13 protein-coding genes and 4 tRNA genes are annotated in these 15,687 nt (G+C 54.3%); 13 read left to right on the top strand and 4 right to left on the bottom strand.

Annotated elements, in window-relative coordinates; translation table 11 throughout:
- Window positions 1-22: 22 nt before the first annotated feature.
- The 11 genes from rfbA (at window position 23) to LH22_RS01460 (ending at window position 7,745) form a co-directional block, all read left to right on the top strand.
- Entirely contained in the window at window positions 23-904 is an 882-nt protein-coding gene (gene rfbA / locus LH22_RS01510; RefSeq protein WP_038643809.1) for a glucose-1-phosphate thymidylyltransferase RfbA, read from the top strand.
- Entirely contained in the window at window positions 882-1,580 is a 699-nt protein-coding gene (rffC, locus tag LH22_RS01505; protein ID WP_038643808.1) for a dTDP-4-amino-4,6-dideoxy-D-galactose acyltransferase, read from the top strand. The genes rfbA and rffC overlap by 23 nt, the downstream gene beginning before the upstream one ends.
- Window positions 1,577-2,707 (top strand): dTDP-4-amino-4,6-dideoxygalactose transaminase, encoded by a 1,131-nt coding sequence (gene rffA, locus LH22_RS01500; RefSeq protein ID WP_038643807.1) that lies wholly within the window; start codon window positions 1,577-1,579, stop codon window positions 2,705-2,707. Before rffC ends, rffA begins: the two co-directional genes overlap by 4 nt.
- Window positions 2,707-3,960 carry a lipid III flippase WzxE gene (gene wzxE, locus LH22_RS01495; RefSeq protein WP_038643806.1) on the top strand — a complete coding sequence of 418 codons (1,254 nt, stop codon included), beginning with the start codon at window positions 2,707-2,709 and terminating at the stop codon, window positions 3,958-3,960. Before rffA ends, wzxE begins: the two co-directional genes overlap by 1 nt.
- Window positions 3,957-5,027, top strand: a complete 1,071-nt coding sequence (locus LH22_RS01490; protein ID WP_038643805.1) for a TDP-N-acetylfucosamine:lipid II N-acetylfucosaminyltransferase — start codon at window positions 3,957-3,959, stop codon at window positions 5,025-5,027. The genes wzxE and LH22_RS01490 overlap by 4 nt, the downstream gene beginning before the upstream one ends.
- Window positions 5,024-6,367 (top strand): ECA oligosaccharide polymerase, encoded by a 1,344-nt coding sequence (gene wzyE / locus LH22_RS01485; protein WP_038643804.1) that lies wholly within the window; start codon window positions 5,024-5,026, stop codon window positions 6,365-6,367. The genes LH22_RS01490 and wzyE overlap by 4 nt, the downstream gene beginning before the upstream one ends.
- Before the next feature lie 18 nt (window positions 6,368-6,385).
- Window positions 6,386-7,120, top strand: coding sequence for a lipopolysaccharide N-acetylmannosaminouronosyltransferase (wecG, locus tag LH22_RS01480; RefSeq protein ID WP_038643803.1), 735 nt, complete (start codon window positions 6,386-6,388; stop codon window positions 7,118-7,120).
- 158 nt (window positions 7,121-7,278) lie between these two features.
- Window positions 7,279-7,355: transfer RNA gene (locus tag LH22_RS01475), tRNA-Arg, on the top strand.
- Window positions 7,356-7,445: 90 nt separating this feature from the next.
- Window positions 7,446-7,521 (top strand) — tRNA-His (locus LH22_RS01470).
- A gap of 15 nt (window positions 7,522-7,536) precedes the next feature.
- A tRNA-Leu gene (locus LH22_RS01465) sits at window positions 7,537-7,623 on the top strand.
- A gap of 45 nt (window positions 7,624-7,668) precedes the next feature.
- Window positions 7,669-7,745, top strand: a tRNA-Pro gene (locus LH22_RS01460).
- A 670-nt stretch (window positions 7,746-8,415) separates the two neighbouring features.
- Here the strand turns inward: LH22_RS01460 and hemY are convergent.
- From hemY to hemC, 4 genes are read right to left on the bottom strand one after another with little or no spacing between them, the layout of a single operon-like run.
- Window positions 8,416-9,612, bottom strand: a complete 1,197-nt coding sequence (gene hemY / locus LH22_RS01455) for a protoheme IX biogenesis protein HemY (protein WP_038643802.1) — start codon at window positions 9,610-9,612, stop codon at window positions 8,416-8,418.
- Between the two features lie 2 nt (window positions 9,613-9,614).
- A complete protein-coding gene (gene hemX / locus LH22_RS01450; protein WP_034827857.1) occupies window positions 9,615-10,745 on the bottom strand; it encodes a uroporphyrinogen-III C-methyltransferase in 1,131 nt (376 codons plus the stop codon).
- Window positions 10,746-10,768: 23 nt separating this feature from the next.
- Window positions 10,769-11,509 (bottom strand): uroporphyrinogen-III synthase, encoded by a 741-nt coding sequence (gene hemD, locus LH22_RS01445; RefSeq protein WP_038643801.1) that lies wholly within the window; start codon window positions 11,507-11,509, stop codon window positions 10,769-10,771.
- Complete coding sequence (hemC, locus tag LH22_RS01440) at window positions 11,506-12,447, bottom strand: hydroxymethylbilane synthase (protein WP_038649739.1); 942 nt, start codon at window positions 12,445-12,447, stop codon at window positions 11,506-11,508. The genes hemD and hemC overlap by 4 nt, the downstream gene beginning before the upstream one ends.
- 312 nt (window positions 12,448-12,759) lie before the next feature.
- On the opposite strand from hemC, the gene LH22_RS01435 reads away from it, so the two are divergent.
- Both LH22_RS01435 and lptM read left to right on the top strand, forming a co-directional pair.
- On the top strand, window positions 12,760-15,321 hold the full coding sequence (locus LH22_RS01435; protein WP_038643800.1) for a class I adenylate cyclase: 2,562 nt from the start codon (window positions 12,760-12,762) through the stop codon (window positions 15,319-15,321).
- A 135-nt stretch (window positions 15,322-15,456) separates the two neighbouring features.
- Window positions 15,457-15,660, top strand: coding sequence for an LPS translocon maturation chaperone LptM (gene lptM, locus LH22_RS01430; RefSeq protein ID WP_038643799.1), 204 nt, complete (start codon window positions 15,457-15,459; stop codon window positions 15,658-15,660).
- The last annotated feature ends 27 nt before the right edge of the window (window positions 15,661-15,687 follow it).

Here is a 15,687-nt window from a genome sequence, read left to right as displayed (position 1 = left end):
GCATAATACAGGAGCAGCAACGATGAAAGGTATCATCCTCGCGGGTGGTTCAGGCACGCGCTTGCACCCTATCACCCGTGCTATCTCAAAGCAGCTACTGCCGGTGTACGACAAGCCGATGATCTACTATCCGCTGTCGGTGCTGATGCTGGCGGGGATTCGCGAGATTATGATTATCACCACGCCGGAAGATCGTGCGCACTTTGAGCGTCTCCTCGGCGATGGCAGCGAGTTCGGCCTGCAGTTGCAGTATGCCGAACAACCCAGTCCCGATGGTCTGGCGCAGGCGTTTATCATTGGTGAGTCCTTTATTGGCAATGACAGCTGCTGTCTGGTGCTGGGCGACAATCTCTATTTTGGTCAGGGCTTCAGCCCGAAGCTGAAAAAAGTGGCCGCGCGCAGCTGTGGTGCCACGGTGTTTGCTTATCAGGTGATGGACCCTGAGCGGTTTGGTGTGGTGGAGTTTGATGACGACTTCAATGCGCTTTCCATCGAGGAAAAGCCGCTGCAACCCAAATCGCGCTGGGCGGTTACCGGCCTCTACTTCTACGACAACCGCGTGGTGGAGTTTGCCAAACAGGTACAGCCTTCAGCTCGGGGCGAGCTGGAAATCACTGCGATTAACCAGATGTATCTTGAGCAGGGTGAACTCTCCGTCGAGTTACTGGGACGTGGCTTTGCCTGGTTGGATACGGGAACTCACGACAGCCTGATAGAAGCGAGTATGTTCGTCCAGACCGTGGAAAAACGTCAGGGCTTTAAAATCGCTTGTCTGGAAGAGATTGCGTGGCGTAACGGCTGGTTGACTGATGATCAGTTGCTGGCGGCGGCGCAAGCACTGACCAAAACCGGCTACGGCCAATATCTGCTGGATGTTCTCCATGCCCGTCCGCGTCAGTATTAACCCCCTTGCGTGGGAAAGCGATTTCTTCGGCGTGAACAGTGCGCGTATCGACCTGGATGGCGACTTCACCCTTGCCGACGCGCTGCAGCAGCCAGATACGTTGTGGCAGGCCAAAGTGCCCGCCGAGCGTACTGACGCCATTGATGCCTTGAGCCAGCACGGTTTTCAGCTGGTGGAGGGTGAGGCCGATCTGGCCATTAATATCAAACGCACCGAGCGCCAGGTTGGCGTGCGCATCGCGCGTGAAGCACAGATCCCGGCATTGCGTGAGGCGGCATCGCATGCCTTTCGCCAAAGCCGTTTTCGTGCGCCCTGGTTTAACGCTGATGACAGCGGTCGTTTCTATGCGCAGTGGATTGAAAACGCGGTTCGCGGCACCTTTGATCACCAATGCCTGGTGGCCAGCGACGAATCCGGTCAATTACAAGGCTTTGTCTCGATGCGTGAAGTGAACGGTGATGCGCGTATCGGCCTGCTCGCCGTGCTGCCCGCAGCGCAAGGGCAGGGCATGGGTCAACGCTTGCTGTTGGCGGCAGCGGATTGGGGCCGCGTGCGGCAACTTGAACGACTGCGCGTCGCGACACAGCTGAGTAATCTTATGGCGATGCGCCTCTATTTACGCAGCGGTGCTCGCCTTGAAAGCACCGCCTACTGGTTTTACAGGACAGCCTCATGATCCCATTTAATGCGCCGCCGGTCGTCGGCAGCGAAGTTGAATATATGCAGTCGGCGATGGCCAGCGGCAAACTCTGCGGTGACGGTGGATTTACCCGCCGCTGTCAGCAGTGGATGGAGCAGCACTTTGGCAGCAAAAAAGTGCTGCTGACACCCTCTTGCACTGCCTCGCTGGAAATGGCCGCACTGTTAATCGATATCCAGCCCGGTGATGAAGTGATCATGCCGAGCTACACCTTTGTTTCCACTGCCAATGCCTTCGTGCTGCGCGGTGCTGTGATCGTGTTCGTCGATGTGCGCCCCGATACGCTGAATATCGATGAAACGCTGATTGAAGCCGCGATCACTGAGAAAACCCGTGCGATTGTGCCGGTGCACTACGCGGGCGTCGCTTGCGAGATGGATAGCATCATGGCGCTGGCGGCAAAGCATCAATTATTTGTGATTGAAGATGCGGCGCAGGGCGTGATGTCGCAATACAAAGGGCGTGCGCTGGGCACCATTGGCCATATTGGCTGCTTTAGCTTCCATGAAACCAAAAATTACACCGCCGGCGGTGAAGGTGGAGCAACGCTGATTAATGACGCGAAGCTGGTGGAGCGTGCGGAGATTATCCGCGAAAAGGGCACCAACCGGAGCCAGTTCTTCCGTGGTCAGGTGGATAAATACACCTGGCGTGATATCGGTTCGAGCTATTTGATGGCGGATCTGCAGGCTGCCTACCTGTGGGCGCAACTCGAAGCGGCTGAGCGCATTAATCAGCAGCGTTTGCGCCTGTGGCAGCGCTATTATGATGCGCTGAAACCACTGGCAGCCGCTGGACGTATCGCATTGCCGATGGTGCCGGAAAACTGCCGTCACAACGCGCACATGTTTTACATCAAACTGAGCGACAGCGACGACCGCCAGGCGCTGATCAACTGGATGAAAGAGGCAGAAATCCTCACGGTGTTCCACTACATTCCCTTGCACTCTTCGCCAGCCGGTGAACGTTTTGGTCGCTTCCACGGCGATGACCGCTTCACCACCAAAGAGAGTGAGCGCCTGCTGCGCCTGCCGCTGTTCTATAACCTGTCGGATAACAACCAGCGCACCGTTATCAGCTCGCTGTTGAGTTTCTTTGCCTGATGTCGTTAGCCAAAGCCTCAGTCTGGACGGCCTCATCAACGTTAGTGAAAATCATTGCCGGTCTGCTGGTGGTGAAATTGCTGGCGGTCAGCTTTGGGCCGGAAGGGGTTGGCCAGGCCGGTAACTTTCGCCAGCTGATTACCGTTTTAGGTGTATTGGCCGGCGCGGGCATTTTCAACGGTGTAACCACCTACATCGCACAATTTCAGCAGCAGCCCGAGCCACTGCGTGCCGTGACGGGTACGGCATCATCCATGGTGATCGGCTTCTCCACACTGGTGGCGCTGGTGTTCTTGCTGGCGGCGGGGCCGATAAGTCATGCGCTATTTGGTCATGACGACTTTGCCAATGTGGTGAGGATCGTGGCCTTTCTGCAGTTCGGCATTGCCTGGGCCAATCTGACGCTGGCATTACTAAAAGGCTTCCGCGATGCGCGCGGCAATGCGCTGGCGCTGATTATCGGTAGTCTGGTGGGCGTGCTGGGTTATGTGTTGTGCTGGTGGCTGGGCGGATATGCTGGCGCGTTGGTGGGTTTAGCGCTGGTGCCTGCACTGTTGGTGTTTCCGGCATTGCTGATGCTGCGCCGTCATCGTCAGGTGCTACCGCTGCGCTGGTTAAAACCGAGCTGGCAGCCGGAACTGGCGCGAAATCTGGCAAAGTTCACCTTGATGGCACTGATTACATCGGTCACCTTGCCGGTGGCGTGGGTGATGATGCGTAACTTGCTGGCAGAACAGCAGGGGTGGGCGCAGGTGGGTCTGTGGCAGGGTGTGACCAGTATTTCCGATGCCTATCTGCAATTTATCACGGCGACTTTTAGTGTCTGGTTACTGCCGACGCTGGCGCGACTGGAAAGCAAACCGCAGATTGCGCGTGAAATTGGGCGTGCGTTGCGTTTTGTGTTACCTGCCGTGGCGGCTGCGAGTTTCTGCGTGTGGTTACTGCGTGACATTGCCATCTGGCTGCTGTTTTCACCGCAGTTTACCGCGATGCGAGACCTGTTTGTCTGGCAGTTGTGCGGTGACGTCTTTAAAGTTGGCGCCTATGTTTTCGGATATCTGGTGATCGCTAAAGCCTCACTGCGCTTTTATATTTTGACGGAAATCAGCCAGTTTGTGCTGTTAACCGCGTTCTCACATTGGCTGATTCCGCTGCATGGAACCGCCGGAGCCGCACAAGCCTATATGGCGACTTACGTGCTCTACTTCGCCCTTTGCTGTGGCGCCTTTATGATTTATTGCCGAAAAAAATGACTTTATTTCACGTGCTGGGATCGGATATCCCACATCATAACCATACGGTGTTGCGCTTCTTTGATGAGGTGATGAGCACCGAATTGCCGGGTGCTGGACCGCGCCAGTTTATGGTGGTGACTTCAACGCCTGAAGCGCTGCAAGCCTATACCGCGCTGCAAATCGAAAGCTATCCCAGCAAGCGCGCACTTGCACAGGCGGTAATGTCCCGTGCGGCTGACCGTACGCAACGCTTCTTCTTTCATGGACAGTTCAATCCGCAAATCTGGCTAGCGTTGCTCAGAGGTAAACTGCGGCGTCAGCAGGCCTACTGGCATATCTGGGGTGCGGATCTGTACGAAGAAGGGCGTGGGCTGAAGTATCGGCTGTTTTATCTGCTGCGCCGCATGGCACAGCATCGCATTGCCCATGTGTTCGCGACGCGTGGTGATTTACACTGTTTTCAGCAGCGCCATCCGCGCGTGCCGACATCGCTGCTCTACTTTCCAACGCGTATGCCCAATGCTGCAGTGCCCGGCGGCAACACGAGCGGTGATTTCACCGTGCTGCTGGGCAATTCCGGCGATCGCAGCAATTGCCATATCGAAGGCTTGCAGGCGATTCACGCTCAGTTTGGCGATCGCGTGAAAGTGCTCATCCCACTGGGCTATCCGGAAAACAATCAGGCGTACATTGACGAGATCAGCGCGGCTGCACAGCGCCTGTATCCGCAAGGCCAGGTGACTTTACTACGCGATAAGATAGATTTTGATACCTATCTGCAATTGCTCAGTGACTGCCAGCTCGGCTATTTTATGTTCGAACGTCAACAGGGTATTGGCACGTTATGTTTGCTGATGCAGGCCAACATTCCCTTTGTGCTGAACCGAAAAAATCCGTTCTGGCGCGACCTCAGCGAACAAGGGTTGCCGGTTCTTTTCAGTGAAGATGCACTGGATGCGTCGAGTGTGGCTGAAGCTCAGCGTCAGCTGGCACAGTGTGATAAATCCGCGATTGCCTTTTTCGCCCCTGGTTATCTGGCTGGCTGGCGCAACGCGTTGAGCCTGAGTGAAAGGGAGAGAACATGAGCCTGATGCAGTTTAGTGGTCTGCTGGTGGTTTATCTGTTCTCGCTAGGTTTCATTTTGACGCTGACCTGGCGGGAATTTAAACGGGTGCGTTTTAACTTCCACCTGTTCTTCACCATCCTTTTTTTACTGACCTTTTATTTCGGGTTCCCCCTCACCAGTGTGCTGGTATTCCGCTTTAATGTTGAAGTGGTGCCACCGGAGTACCTGTTACAGGCGTTGCTGGCCGCGACCAGTTTTTATGCGATTTATTACGTCAGTTATAAAGTCCGGTTAAGGCCGATCAACGCTGCACCGCGCAAACCCTGGTTGCAGATGAACCGAGTCGAAACCCATCTAACCTGTCTGTTACTGGCGCTGGTGGCGATTGGCACGGTCACGGTGTTCTTCATGCACAACGGGTTACTGTTGTTCCGACTTTCTGCGTATAACCAGATTTTCTCCAGCGAAGTATCCGGCGTAGCGCTCAAACGATTTTTCTACTTCTTTATTCCGGCGATGCTGATTCGCTATTTCCTCAACCCCACACAGCGCCAGTGGCTATGGTTTTTGCTGGTGTCGGTGGCATTTGGTTTGCTGACTTATGCGCTGGTGGGCGGGACGCGCGCCAATATCATCATCGCTTTTGCCCTGTTCCTGTTTATCGGTATTACGCGCGGTTGGATCACCTTGTGGATGCTGGTGGGCGCAGGCGTGATGGCGATTGCTGGCATGTTCTGGCTGGCACTGCGGCGCTATAACCTCGATGTGGTGGGCGATGAAGCGTTTTACACCTTCCTGTATTTAACGCGTGATACCTTCTCCCCCTGGGAAAATCTCGCGCTGTTATTGCAGAACTACGACAAAATTGACTTCCAGGGCTTAGCACCGGTCTGGCGTGACTTTTATGTCTTCATTCCGAGCTGGCTCTGGCCGGAACGTCCGTCGATTGTGTTAAATAGCGCCAACTACTTTACCTGGGAAGTGCTGAACAACCATTCAGGACTGGCGATTTCGCCCACGCTGCTGGGTTCGTTGCTGGTAATGGGCGGCGTGTGGTTTATTCCGCTGGGTGCGATTGCCGTCGGCTGGCTGATGAAAGGATTCGATAACCTCTATCTGCAAGGCCGTGACGCTTCGAACCGTTATAGCGGGGCGATTCTGCAGAGCTTTTGCTTCGGTGCGGTATTCAACATGATCGTGCTGGCGCGTGAAGGGCTGGATGCTTTCGGTTCGCGCGTGGTGTTCTTTTGCATTATTTTTGCTGCCTGCATGGCGGTGGCTAAATTGCTGTACTGGTTGTTAGCGCGTGCGGGGTTGATTCGCTCGCGTAGCAAGCCAGTGGTACACAGCCTGTCTTAACCTTTGGGAACATGATTCATGAAAACCGATAAGCCGCGCTATAACCTGCGCGGTGTCGATCTTCACGCGTTTATCGACATGGACAGCTTCCTGCACTTCTTGCTGCCGGGTGGCCAGCCGCGTTGTGGCACGCTGGTGGCGATGAATGCAGAAAAGATGCTGACGCTGGAAGAGGATGCGCAGCTGCGGGCGCTGATTGCTGAAGCGGAATTTAAATATCCGGATGGCATTAGCATTGTGCGCTCCTTACGCAAAAAATATCCGCAGTTGCAGGTTAGTCGCATTGCTGGTGCCGATCTGTGGGAAGCCCTGATGGAGCGCGCGGGCCGCAGCAGCATTCCGGTATTTCTGATTGGCGGTCGTCAGGCGGTGCTGGATGAAACCTGTGACAAACTGCGTCGCCAGTGGAATGTGAACATCGTCGGCAGTCAGGATGGCTATTTTGCCCCGGCAGAGCGTGAGGCGTTGTTTGCGCGCATTGCGGCCAGCGGTGCACAGATTGTCACGGTGGCGCAGGGTTCGCCGCGTCAGGAGTTGCTGATGCGTGATTGCCGTGTGCACTGGCCGCATGCGCTCTATATGGGCGTGGGCGGTACCTATGATGTTTTCACCGGCCACGTCGCGCGTGCACCGCGAATCTGGCAGAAATTAGGGCTGGAGTGGCTCTATCGTCTGATTCGGCAGCCTTCGCGTTGGCGCCGCCAGTTAAAACTGCTGAAATATTTGCGCTATCATTGGCGTGGCGATCTCTGATGTCGCCGATTTTTTCAGCAATATCATCAGTGCAGCCAGTAAAACTGCATTAATAATCGACGGAATGCACAAAGCGTAATCAAACGCGTTTTTTTTATAAAAAAGCGCTGGACAGTATGAGGTCAAGCCCGTAGTATGCCCATCCGCAACGGCGCTACGCGCCCGTAGCTCAGCTGGATAGAGCGCTGCCCTCCGGAGGCAGAGGTCTCAGGTTCGAATCCTGTCGGGCGCGCCATTTAGTTTGTGCGCAAGAGCTTCGGTGGTTGGTTTAACCGCGTTATGCAGTGAAAATAGTAAGCAGAGATGCTTACGCACCAGAATTATGGTGGCTATAGCTCAGTTGGTAGAGCCCTGGATTGTGATTCCAGTTGTCGTGGGTTCGAGTCCCATTAGCCACCCCAAATTTTGCTGGGCACGCGATGGTGGCGGAATTGGTAGACGCGCTAGCTTCAGGTGTTAGTGTTCTTACGGACGTGAGGGTTCAAGTCCCTCCCTTCGCACCAGGCAAAATTACGCGGTAGCGTGAAGAAATAAGATACAGAAAAAATCGGCGAGTAGCGCAGCTTGGTAGCGCAACTGGTTTGGGACCAGTGGGTCGGAGGTTCGAATCCTCTCTCGCCGACCATATTCGAAAAGCCTGCTTGAAAAAGCAGGCTTTTTTCGTTTTATCTTTTCCTTGATTGATTTTATCCTTCTCAGCTTCTCAGCTTCTCAGCTTCTCAGCTTCTCAGCTTCTCAGCTTCTCAGCTTCTCAGCTTCTCAGCTTCTCAGCCTTATAAATCACTCTCAGCGCCGTTGTCGCCATAATGAGACTCGTAACTCATTGATTTTAAAATGACTGACAGTTCCTTGCATTGCTTGTCGTTGATAGGAGACAGTTATTAAGGGGAGTGTAGCGAAATCACGACGCACTGTTTAGCCTGAGAGAGGCTTTTACCTTTATCTGACTGATTTAAAATAACTTATCTCTATACCTCCAACTCTGGCACGACTTATGCAATAATAAATCTGTAGATGCTCATTCCACCTCTTATGTTTGCTGATGCTACATAAACCTGGGAATGATGCAGAGCCCCTTACGGTATCTGTTGTCCAGCCTGGCAGTTATTGCGCACGCTTTACTGCAGTAAGAAGGACATTACGTTGAGTCGGATACCATCAGTTGTCTGAACGACCTGATCTTACACCTGCTTATGGCAGGTGTTTTTTTATCTGTGATTTCCCCCATTCCGCTACTCTTCAGGCAAAAAAAAGCCGGGACAAGCCCGGCGTGCACAAAAGTAACAATCGTTAAATCAAGCGTTTGGATTAGTCTTCAAGGTCAGAAGCAGACCTTCACGACGCATTTGAGCAGCGTCCTCGGGGCGATGCAGGCGATCATAGACATCGGCCAACCAGGCATAATCAAAAGCATCAGGGCGTTGTGCCAGTGCCTGCTGGAAAGCTTCTGCGGACTGTTGCCACTCACCGTGGCGCATCAGCATCTGGCCTAAGGTGCTGTGCAGCAGCGGCGTTGCGCCATGTTGTTTGATTTGCTGGCGCAGCGCTTTCTCCAGTGATTGCGGATCGCCACTTTTAATACGTGGCATTAACAGCACCAGGCGGTCGTCATACTGACGCTTCAATCCTTCCAGCACGATGCTTTGCGCGGTATCAGGGTCATCACACTCAATCAGATGTTCAGCCATCGCTACCTGCAGCGCCGTTTCCTGACGCGTTTTACGGCTCTGGTTTTGCCACCACTTCTTCAGACCTTCGCTACCCTGATCGGCCATTGCCTGATTCATCATGCCTAGCCAGGCTTGCTGTTGCAGCGCCTCACGATGGGCTTCGTCATTGACCTGAGATTTTTGCATGGAGGGCAGAATATCCAGCAACGCGCCCCATGCGCCGGTACGGATATAAGCCTGTTCAGCCAGACGCAGCACTTCAGGATGACGCGGAGCGACTTCCAGTAAACGGTCAATGCCATGGCGGGCGGCGTGATCTTCATTACGTGCCAGTTGCAGGCGTACGCGGGTGATCTCAACCGGAATGGTGTCATTTTCAGACAGCTCAGAGGCGCGCTCCAGATGTTGGTTAGCACGGACTTCGTCACCACGTTGCTGTGCCGCTTCGGCAGCCAGCAGGTAGTTAGCAACGGGCTGATCGGCGTGATCGGCATTCTTCGATAGCAGTTTTTCAACCTGCTTGTAATCACCTTCCGCCAGTTTCATCAGCGCGCTTTGGGTGTGACGCTGTGCGCTACGACGCTTGCGACCAACAAACCAGCCACGCGTGCGTGCACCGGTGCGGAACACGCGGCGCAAAATCCATTCAATAAACAGAATCACCAGCAGACTGAGGATCAGGATGATAGCCAAACCGGTGACGCTGGTTTCCACGTTCCAGTTATCGGTCTGAATCAGCACGTAGCCCTGATGGCCGGCAATCATCGGCCCCAATACCACGCCTGCGATCAGCAGCAGGAAAAGCACCAATACTTTCAGCATGCTTAGCCTCCCTGTTGATCAGCCGGAACCGATGGCTGCGCCAGCAGGTTGCGCACGCGCGTCTGCATCAATTTTTCTAGCAGCGCCTGACTTTCCAGCGTATCCGGCACATCCATTGAGATGTTTTGCTGACTCAGCTCATCCAGTTGTGCGAGGAAAGCTTTGGTGGCAGCGTCGTTGGTGTCATACCAGGCGCGCACCCAGGTTGAGACCGCATCAATCGACTGTTTGTAGATTTCATCCTGATGACGTGGCACGGCCTGGGCGGCAATCAGCAGGCGTGAACGAATGTTTTCACGCAGGTAAACGTCCTGATTCGGTGCCAGCAGCGGCTGTGCGGTATTATCACGGCGGCGGATGGTGATGAAATCATCCATAAAGTTATGCCAGCTCTTCACCAGATTTTGACGCCATTCGTGCAGCGAGCTGGAAAGCTCTCCGCCATCGGCATCCATCGGTGAATCATCACTGTCATTGTCAGCCAGACGCAGATTATCGACGCCGTTCGACAACTGATTGAGTTTGAGGATGATGCCATCGTAATCGACCTGGCTCACCGTTGAGAGAGAACTGATGTCCTGCGTTAAAGCACGGCGCACATTCATCACGCTCGGGTCATTCATATCGGCCAGGCTGGTATCAGCGCTTTTCAACAGCGCGGCTGCTGTGGTGACATCCTGATCGCTCCACAGCTTGCGACCCGCCAGTTTCACGAGGTAGTCCGCTTGCGCCAGTAGCCAGGTGCGGGTGTCGTTGCCAGAAATCGTCGCGACTTTATCGCGCAGGGTCTCCAGCTCTTTGGCGCTGTTATCCTGCTGCGTTCGCGCTTCCTGCAACGCCGTATTCGCGGTATCCAGTTGTTGCGTCAGCTGCTGTTTGTCGCTGCCCAGTTGCTGCTGCAGTGCGCTCAACTGTTCACTCAGGTTCTGGTTTGTCTGAGCCTGTAAATCGGCCTGATGTTTCCCATTGAGGTAAAGTCCCGCGCCAATCGCCAGCGCAATCACGATCGCCACCGCGCTCAGTACTTTGCCATCGCTTTTTTTATCGCGAGGCTTTTTACCGTCTGGCGTGGGGGAAGTGTCCGCAGGGGTGGTTTCTTCAACCATGGCGGAGGAGGCTTTTTGTTCCGTCATTATGGCTCATCCCATTGTTAAGTTCAGCGTAACGCACGCAGCAGCGCATCGTTATCAGCACCATCGGCTACATCAATATCCTGCCAGCCTAATTCGGCGGCCTGAGTAGCCAAACGTTCACTGACGACCACCAGTCGACAGTGCAATAACCATTCCCGACGATCAATTGGCGGAAACAGTGCAAAGAGTTGTTGTAACATCTCACCGCTGGTGACCACCAGCGTGGTAATCCCGCGATCGCGCCAGCGACGGCCTTCAATCGCGCCCTCATAATGCTTTTCACAACGTTGGTAGCACTCGCAGTATTCCACCTCGGCACCGCGTTCCAGCAGGGTTTCTGCCAGTAATTCACGGCCTGGGCTGCCGCGCAAAATCAGCGCACGCTTGCCATTAACCTGCTGCAGGCGGTTGAGCCGCACTAACTCTTCGCTGGTCTCCCGCGCATGAGGATAGTCTACTTTCAGATGACTGACGGTATGCAGTGCCAGCGCGGTGCTGCGCCCTATAGCATAGTAGTCGAGTGTTTCGGGCCAGCTGAGGGCACTTTGCTGAAGCGCCGGATGGGCGAATAGCACCACCTGCTGTGACAGCAGAAACACCAGATCGCCCGGCCGTAAAGCCGCCAGCTTTTGTGGCAATTGTTGCAAATCGCGACCCGGCGTAAATTCAATCAGCGGTAGAGTCCACGCCAGTTTTCCCTGGGTTCGCAGACGCGAAACCAATTCACTGGCAGCGGGCTCCGGGCGGGTCACGAGAATGGTCATGCAGGCGTTTGCCCCTGATAAACGTCGCGCAGAATGTCGCGGGCGCCGCCATCCAGCAGCTCTTCTGCCAGGGAGATCCCCATTTGCACGGCGTTTTCGCGCGGACCACGGCGTTCACCTACCACCATTTGGTGGCCATCCGGTGAGCCGACTAAGCCACGCAGCCACAACTGATTGTCTTCTAATACGGCAAAGCTGCCGATGGGAACCTGACAACCGCCTTCAAGGCGTGTGTTCATCGCGCGTTCAGCGCGCACACAAACATCGGTATCGGCGTGATTCAGCGCCTGCAACAAGGTGATCAGTTCGTGATCATCAAGACGGCATTCAATGCCGACGGCACCCTGGCCCACAGCGGGCAGCGAGATTTCAGCGGGCATCGCCTGACGAATACGGTCGTCGAGGTTTAAGCGCTTCAGGCCTGCCGCGGCAAGGATAATGGCGTCATATTCCCCGGCATCCAGCTTGCCAAGGCGGGTGCCCACGTTACCACGCAAAGAGCGGATGATCAGATCAGGGCGACGCGCACTGAGCTGACACTGACGACGCAGACTGGAAGTCCCCACAATCGCGCCCTGTGGCAGCTCATCAATGCTGTTATAAAGGTTGGAGACGAAGGCATCACGCGGGTCTTCACGCTCGCAGATGGTGACCAGACCCAAACCTTCCGGGAAATCCACCGGCACATCCTTCATGGAGTGCACGGCAAGATCGGCACGGTTTTCCAGCATTGCCAGTTCAAGTTCTTTGACAAACAGGCCTTTTCCACCGACTTTAGCCAGCGGTGTATCGAGGATGATGTCGCCTTTGGTGACCATTGGCACCAGCTCAACCTGCACGCCCGGATGTGCTGCCATCAGGCGCTGTTGGACATATTGTGCCTGCCATAAAGCAAGGGGACTTTGTCTGGTAGCAATTCTGAAAATTTTGTTTAACATGCTGTTAACCATTTTGATCGTTCATCGATTATCCTATCATTGATAGGGGAATGCTGTCAGTTTCAACGGATTGAAAAGGCCTCGATGTCAGTTGATACGCATTATTGCGTCATTATCTGACGTCTAAGTCCGAAAAAGCAGGGCTACATGGGGAACGTGCTAAACTGTCATGTAGCGCAACTTTCTTTACGGTCAATCCTCCAGGTGTTAGATTGATCACGTTTCCAGCAATAATTTGCCCAACATCTTTATTATTAAGCGGCAGGTTTTGGAAACAGGGTGCTTAACACTGGGACAATCAGGCGAAACGTCTTGTACCTCTACATTGAGACACTGAAACAGAGACTGGATGCAATTAACCAGCTGCGCGTTGATCGCGCACTGGCTGCTATGGGACCTGCCTTCCAGCAAGTCTACAGTCTGCTGCCAACATTACTGCACTATCATCACCCGTTGATGCCCGGCTACCTTGAAGGTAGCGTTCCCCACGGCGTCAGCTTCTTCACGCCTGATGAAAACCAACAGCATCTGTTGCAACAGTTGGCAGGCGATCAGTCTTTGGATCTCAGCACTGCCGTCAAAGGTGAACGTCCGATTACCGGCATCTATTCGATGGGTAGTACCTCGTCTGTCGGTCAGAACAGCGTGTCCGATCTCGACATCTGGGTGTGCCACCAATCCTGGCTGGATAATGAAGAGCGTCTCAATCTGCAGCGCAAGTGTACGCTGTTGCAGAAATGGTGTGTGTCAATGGGTGTGGAAGTCAGTTTCTTCCTGATCGACGAGAACCGTTTCCGCCACAATGAGAGCGGCAGCCTCGGTGGTGAAGACTGCGGTTCAACCCAACATATTTTGCTGCTGGATGAGTTCTACCGTACCGCTGTGCGTATGGCGGGCAAACGCATCCTGTGGAACATGGTGCCCGGCGAAGAAGAGCATCATTACGACGATTACGTTATGTCACTCTATTCACAAGGCGTGTTGACGCCGAATGAGTGGCTGGATCTCGGCGGTCTCGGCACGCTGTCAGCCGAAGAGTACTTCGGGGCCAGCTTGTGGCAGCTGTACAAAAGTATCGATTCACCGTACAAAGCGGTGCTGAAAACCCTGCTGTTAGAAGCGTACAGCTGGGAATATCCGAACACGCAATTGCTGGCGATGGATATCAAACAGCGTCTGCACGATGGCGAAATTGTCTGCTTTGGCCTCGATCCCTACTGCATGATGCTGGAGCGCGTGACGCGCTATCTGACCAGCGTTGATGACATGGCGCGCCTTGATTTGGTGCGTCGATGTTTCTATTTAAAAGTGTGTGAGAAGCTCTCGAGTGACGATCACCACCATCACCGCTCAGGCTGGCGCCGCGAGATTCTTTCGCAACTGGTGAAAGAGTGGGGTTGGGATGAAGAGAAAATTGCGGTACTGGATAACCGCGCCCAGTGGAAAATTGAGCGTGTGCGTGAAGCGCACAACGAGCTGCTGGATGCGATGATGCAGAGCTATCGCAACCTGATCCGTTTTGCCCGTCGTAACAATTTAAGCGTCAGTGCCAGCCCGCAGGATATCGGCGTGCTGACGCGTAAACTGTATGCCGCGTTTGAAGCGCTGCCGGGCAAAGTGACGCTGGTGAACCCACAGATTTCGCCTGACCTGTCGGAAGATAATCTGACCTTTATTCATGTGCCGGAAGGCCGCGCCAATCGCGCCGGTTGGTATCTTTACAACCAGTCGCCGGACATGAGTTCGATCATCAGCCATCAGCCGCTGGAATATAACCGCTACCTGAACAAGTTAGTGGCGTGGGCGTGGTTCAACGGTTTGCTGACCAGCAAAACGCGTTTGCATATGAAGGGCAACGAATTCTGCGATCTGCCGCGCTTGCAGGAGTTGGTCAACGATGTCTCGAGTCACTTCCCGCTGCGCGTAGCGGCACCGACGCCAAAAGCGTTGTACAGCCCGTGCGAAATTCGTCATCTGGCGATTATTGTCAATCTCGAACACGATCCGACCTCAGCCTTCCGCAATCAGGTGGTGCATTTCGATTTCCGTAAGCTGGATGTATTCAGCTTCGGCCAGCAGCAGCAGTGCCTGATTGGCAGCATTGATTTGCTGTACCGCAACTCGTGGAATGAAGTGCGTACGCTGCACTTCAGCGGTGAGCAGGCGATGATCGAAGCGCTGAAAACCATTCTCGGCAAAATGCATCAGGATGCCGCGCCGCCGGATACGGTGGAAGTGTTCTGTTATAGCCAGCATCTGCGCGGTTTAATTCGTACCCGCGTGCAGCAGCTGGTGTCTGAGTGTATTGAGTTGCGACTCTCCAGCACCCGTCAGGAGCCAGGCCGCTTCAAAGCGCTGCGCATGGCGGGCCAGACGTGGGGCTTGTTCTTCGAGCGCATGAGCGTATCGGTGCAGAAGCTGGAAAATGCGGTGGAGTTCTACGGCGCGATTTCCAACAACAAGTTGCACGGTTTGTCGATCAAAGTGGAGTCGAATCAAACGCCATTGCCGCCGGTGGTGAATGGCTATGCCAGCGAAGGCATCATTCAGTTCTTCTTTGAAGACACCAATGACGATCGCGGCTTCAACATCTATATCCTCGACGAAACCAATCGCGTTGAGGTTTATCACCATTGCGAAGGCAGTAAAGAAGAGCTGGTGCGTGACGTGAGCCGTTTTTACTCCTCGTCGCATGACCGCTTCACCTATGGCTCCAGCTTTATCAACTTCAACCTGCCACAGTTCTACCAGATTGTGCACGCAGGCGATCGCTTCCAGGTGATTCCGTTCCGCAGCCAGACGCTGACGCAGCTCTGTGCGACGCAGCCCGATAACGACAACGGCGATTTCCAGCCGCGCTACCAAATGCACTGATCCCGCCTGCGTTCGCGCGGTGGGATTGGCTTTTCCTCTGACATGCGCCCGGATTTGCGGGTATTTCCTGTTGCTTTTACAACGTCAACTGCGATGATAAGCAGCCAAGGCTTAAGGACAGGAAGAGCAGACAGAATGAGACACATGATAAGTCAGCTGGGTATGGCGCTGGCACTGGTCAGCCTCGCAGGCTGTGGCCTGAAAGGACCGCTGTATTTCCCGCCCAAAGATCAGCCGACGAAACAAAATCAGCAGGTCACCGAGCAGCAGCAAAAAGCGGCGCAGGATGCTGACGTTAACGGTTTGGTCACCAGTAAATCGGGTTCACAGGCGAACTAATCTCTATGAGTAATCCGGCGGAGCAGA

The organism is Pantoea rwandensis (genome assembly GCF_000759475.1).
GTDB classification, from domain to species: Bacteria; Pseudomonadota; Gammaproteobacteria; order Enterobacterales; family Enterobacteriaceae; genus Pantoea; species Pantoea rwandensis_B.
Note: the sequence above shows the minus strand (reverse complement) of the source record. Positions and strands in the feature narration are given on the sequence as shown.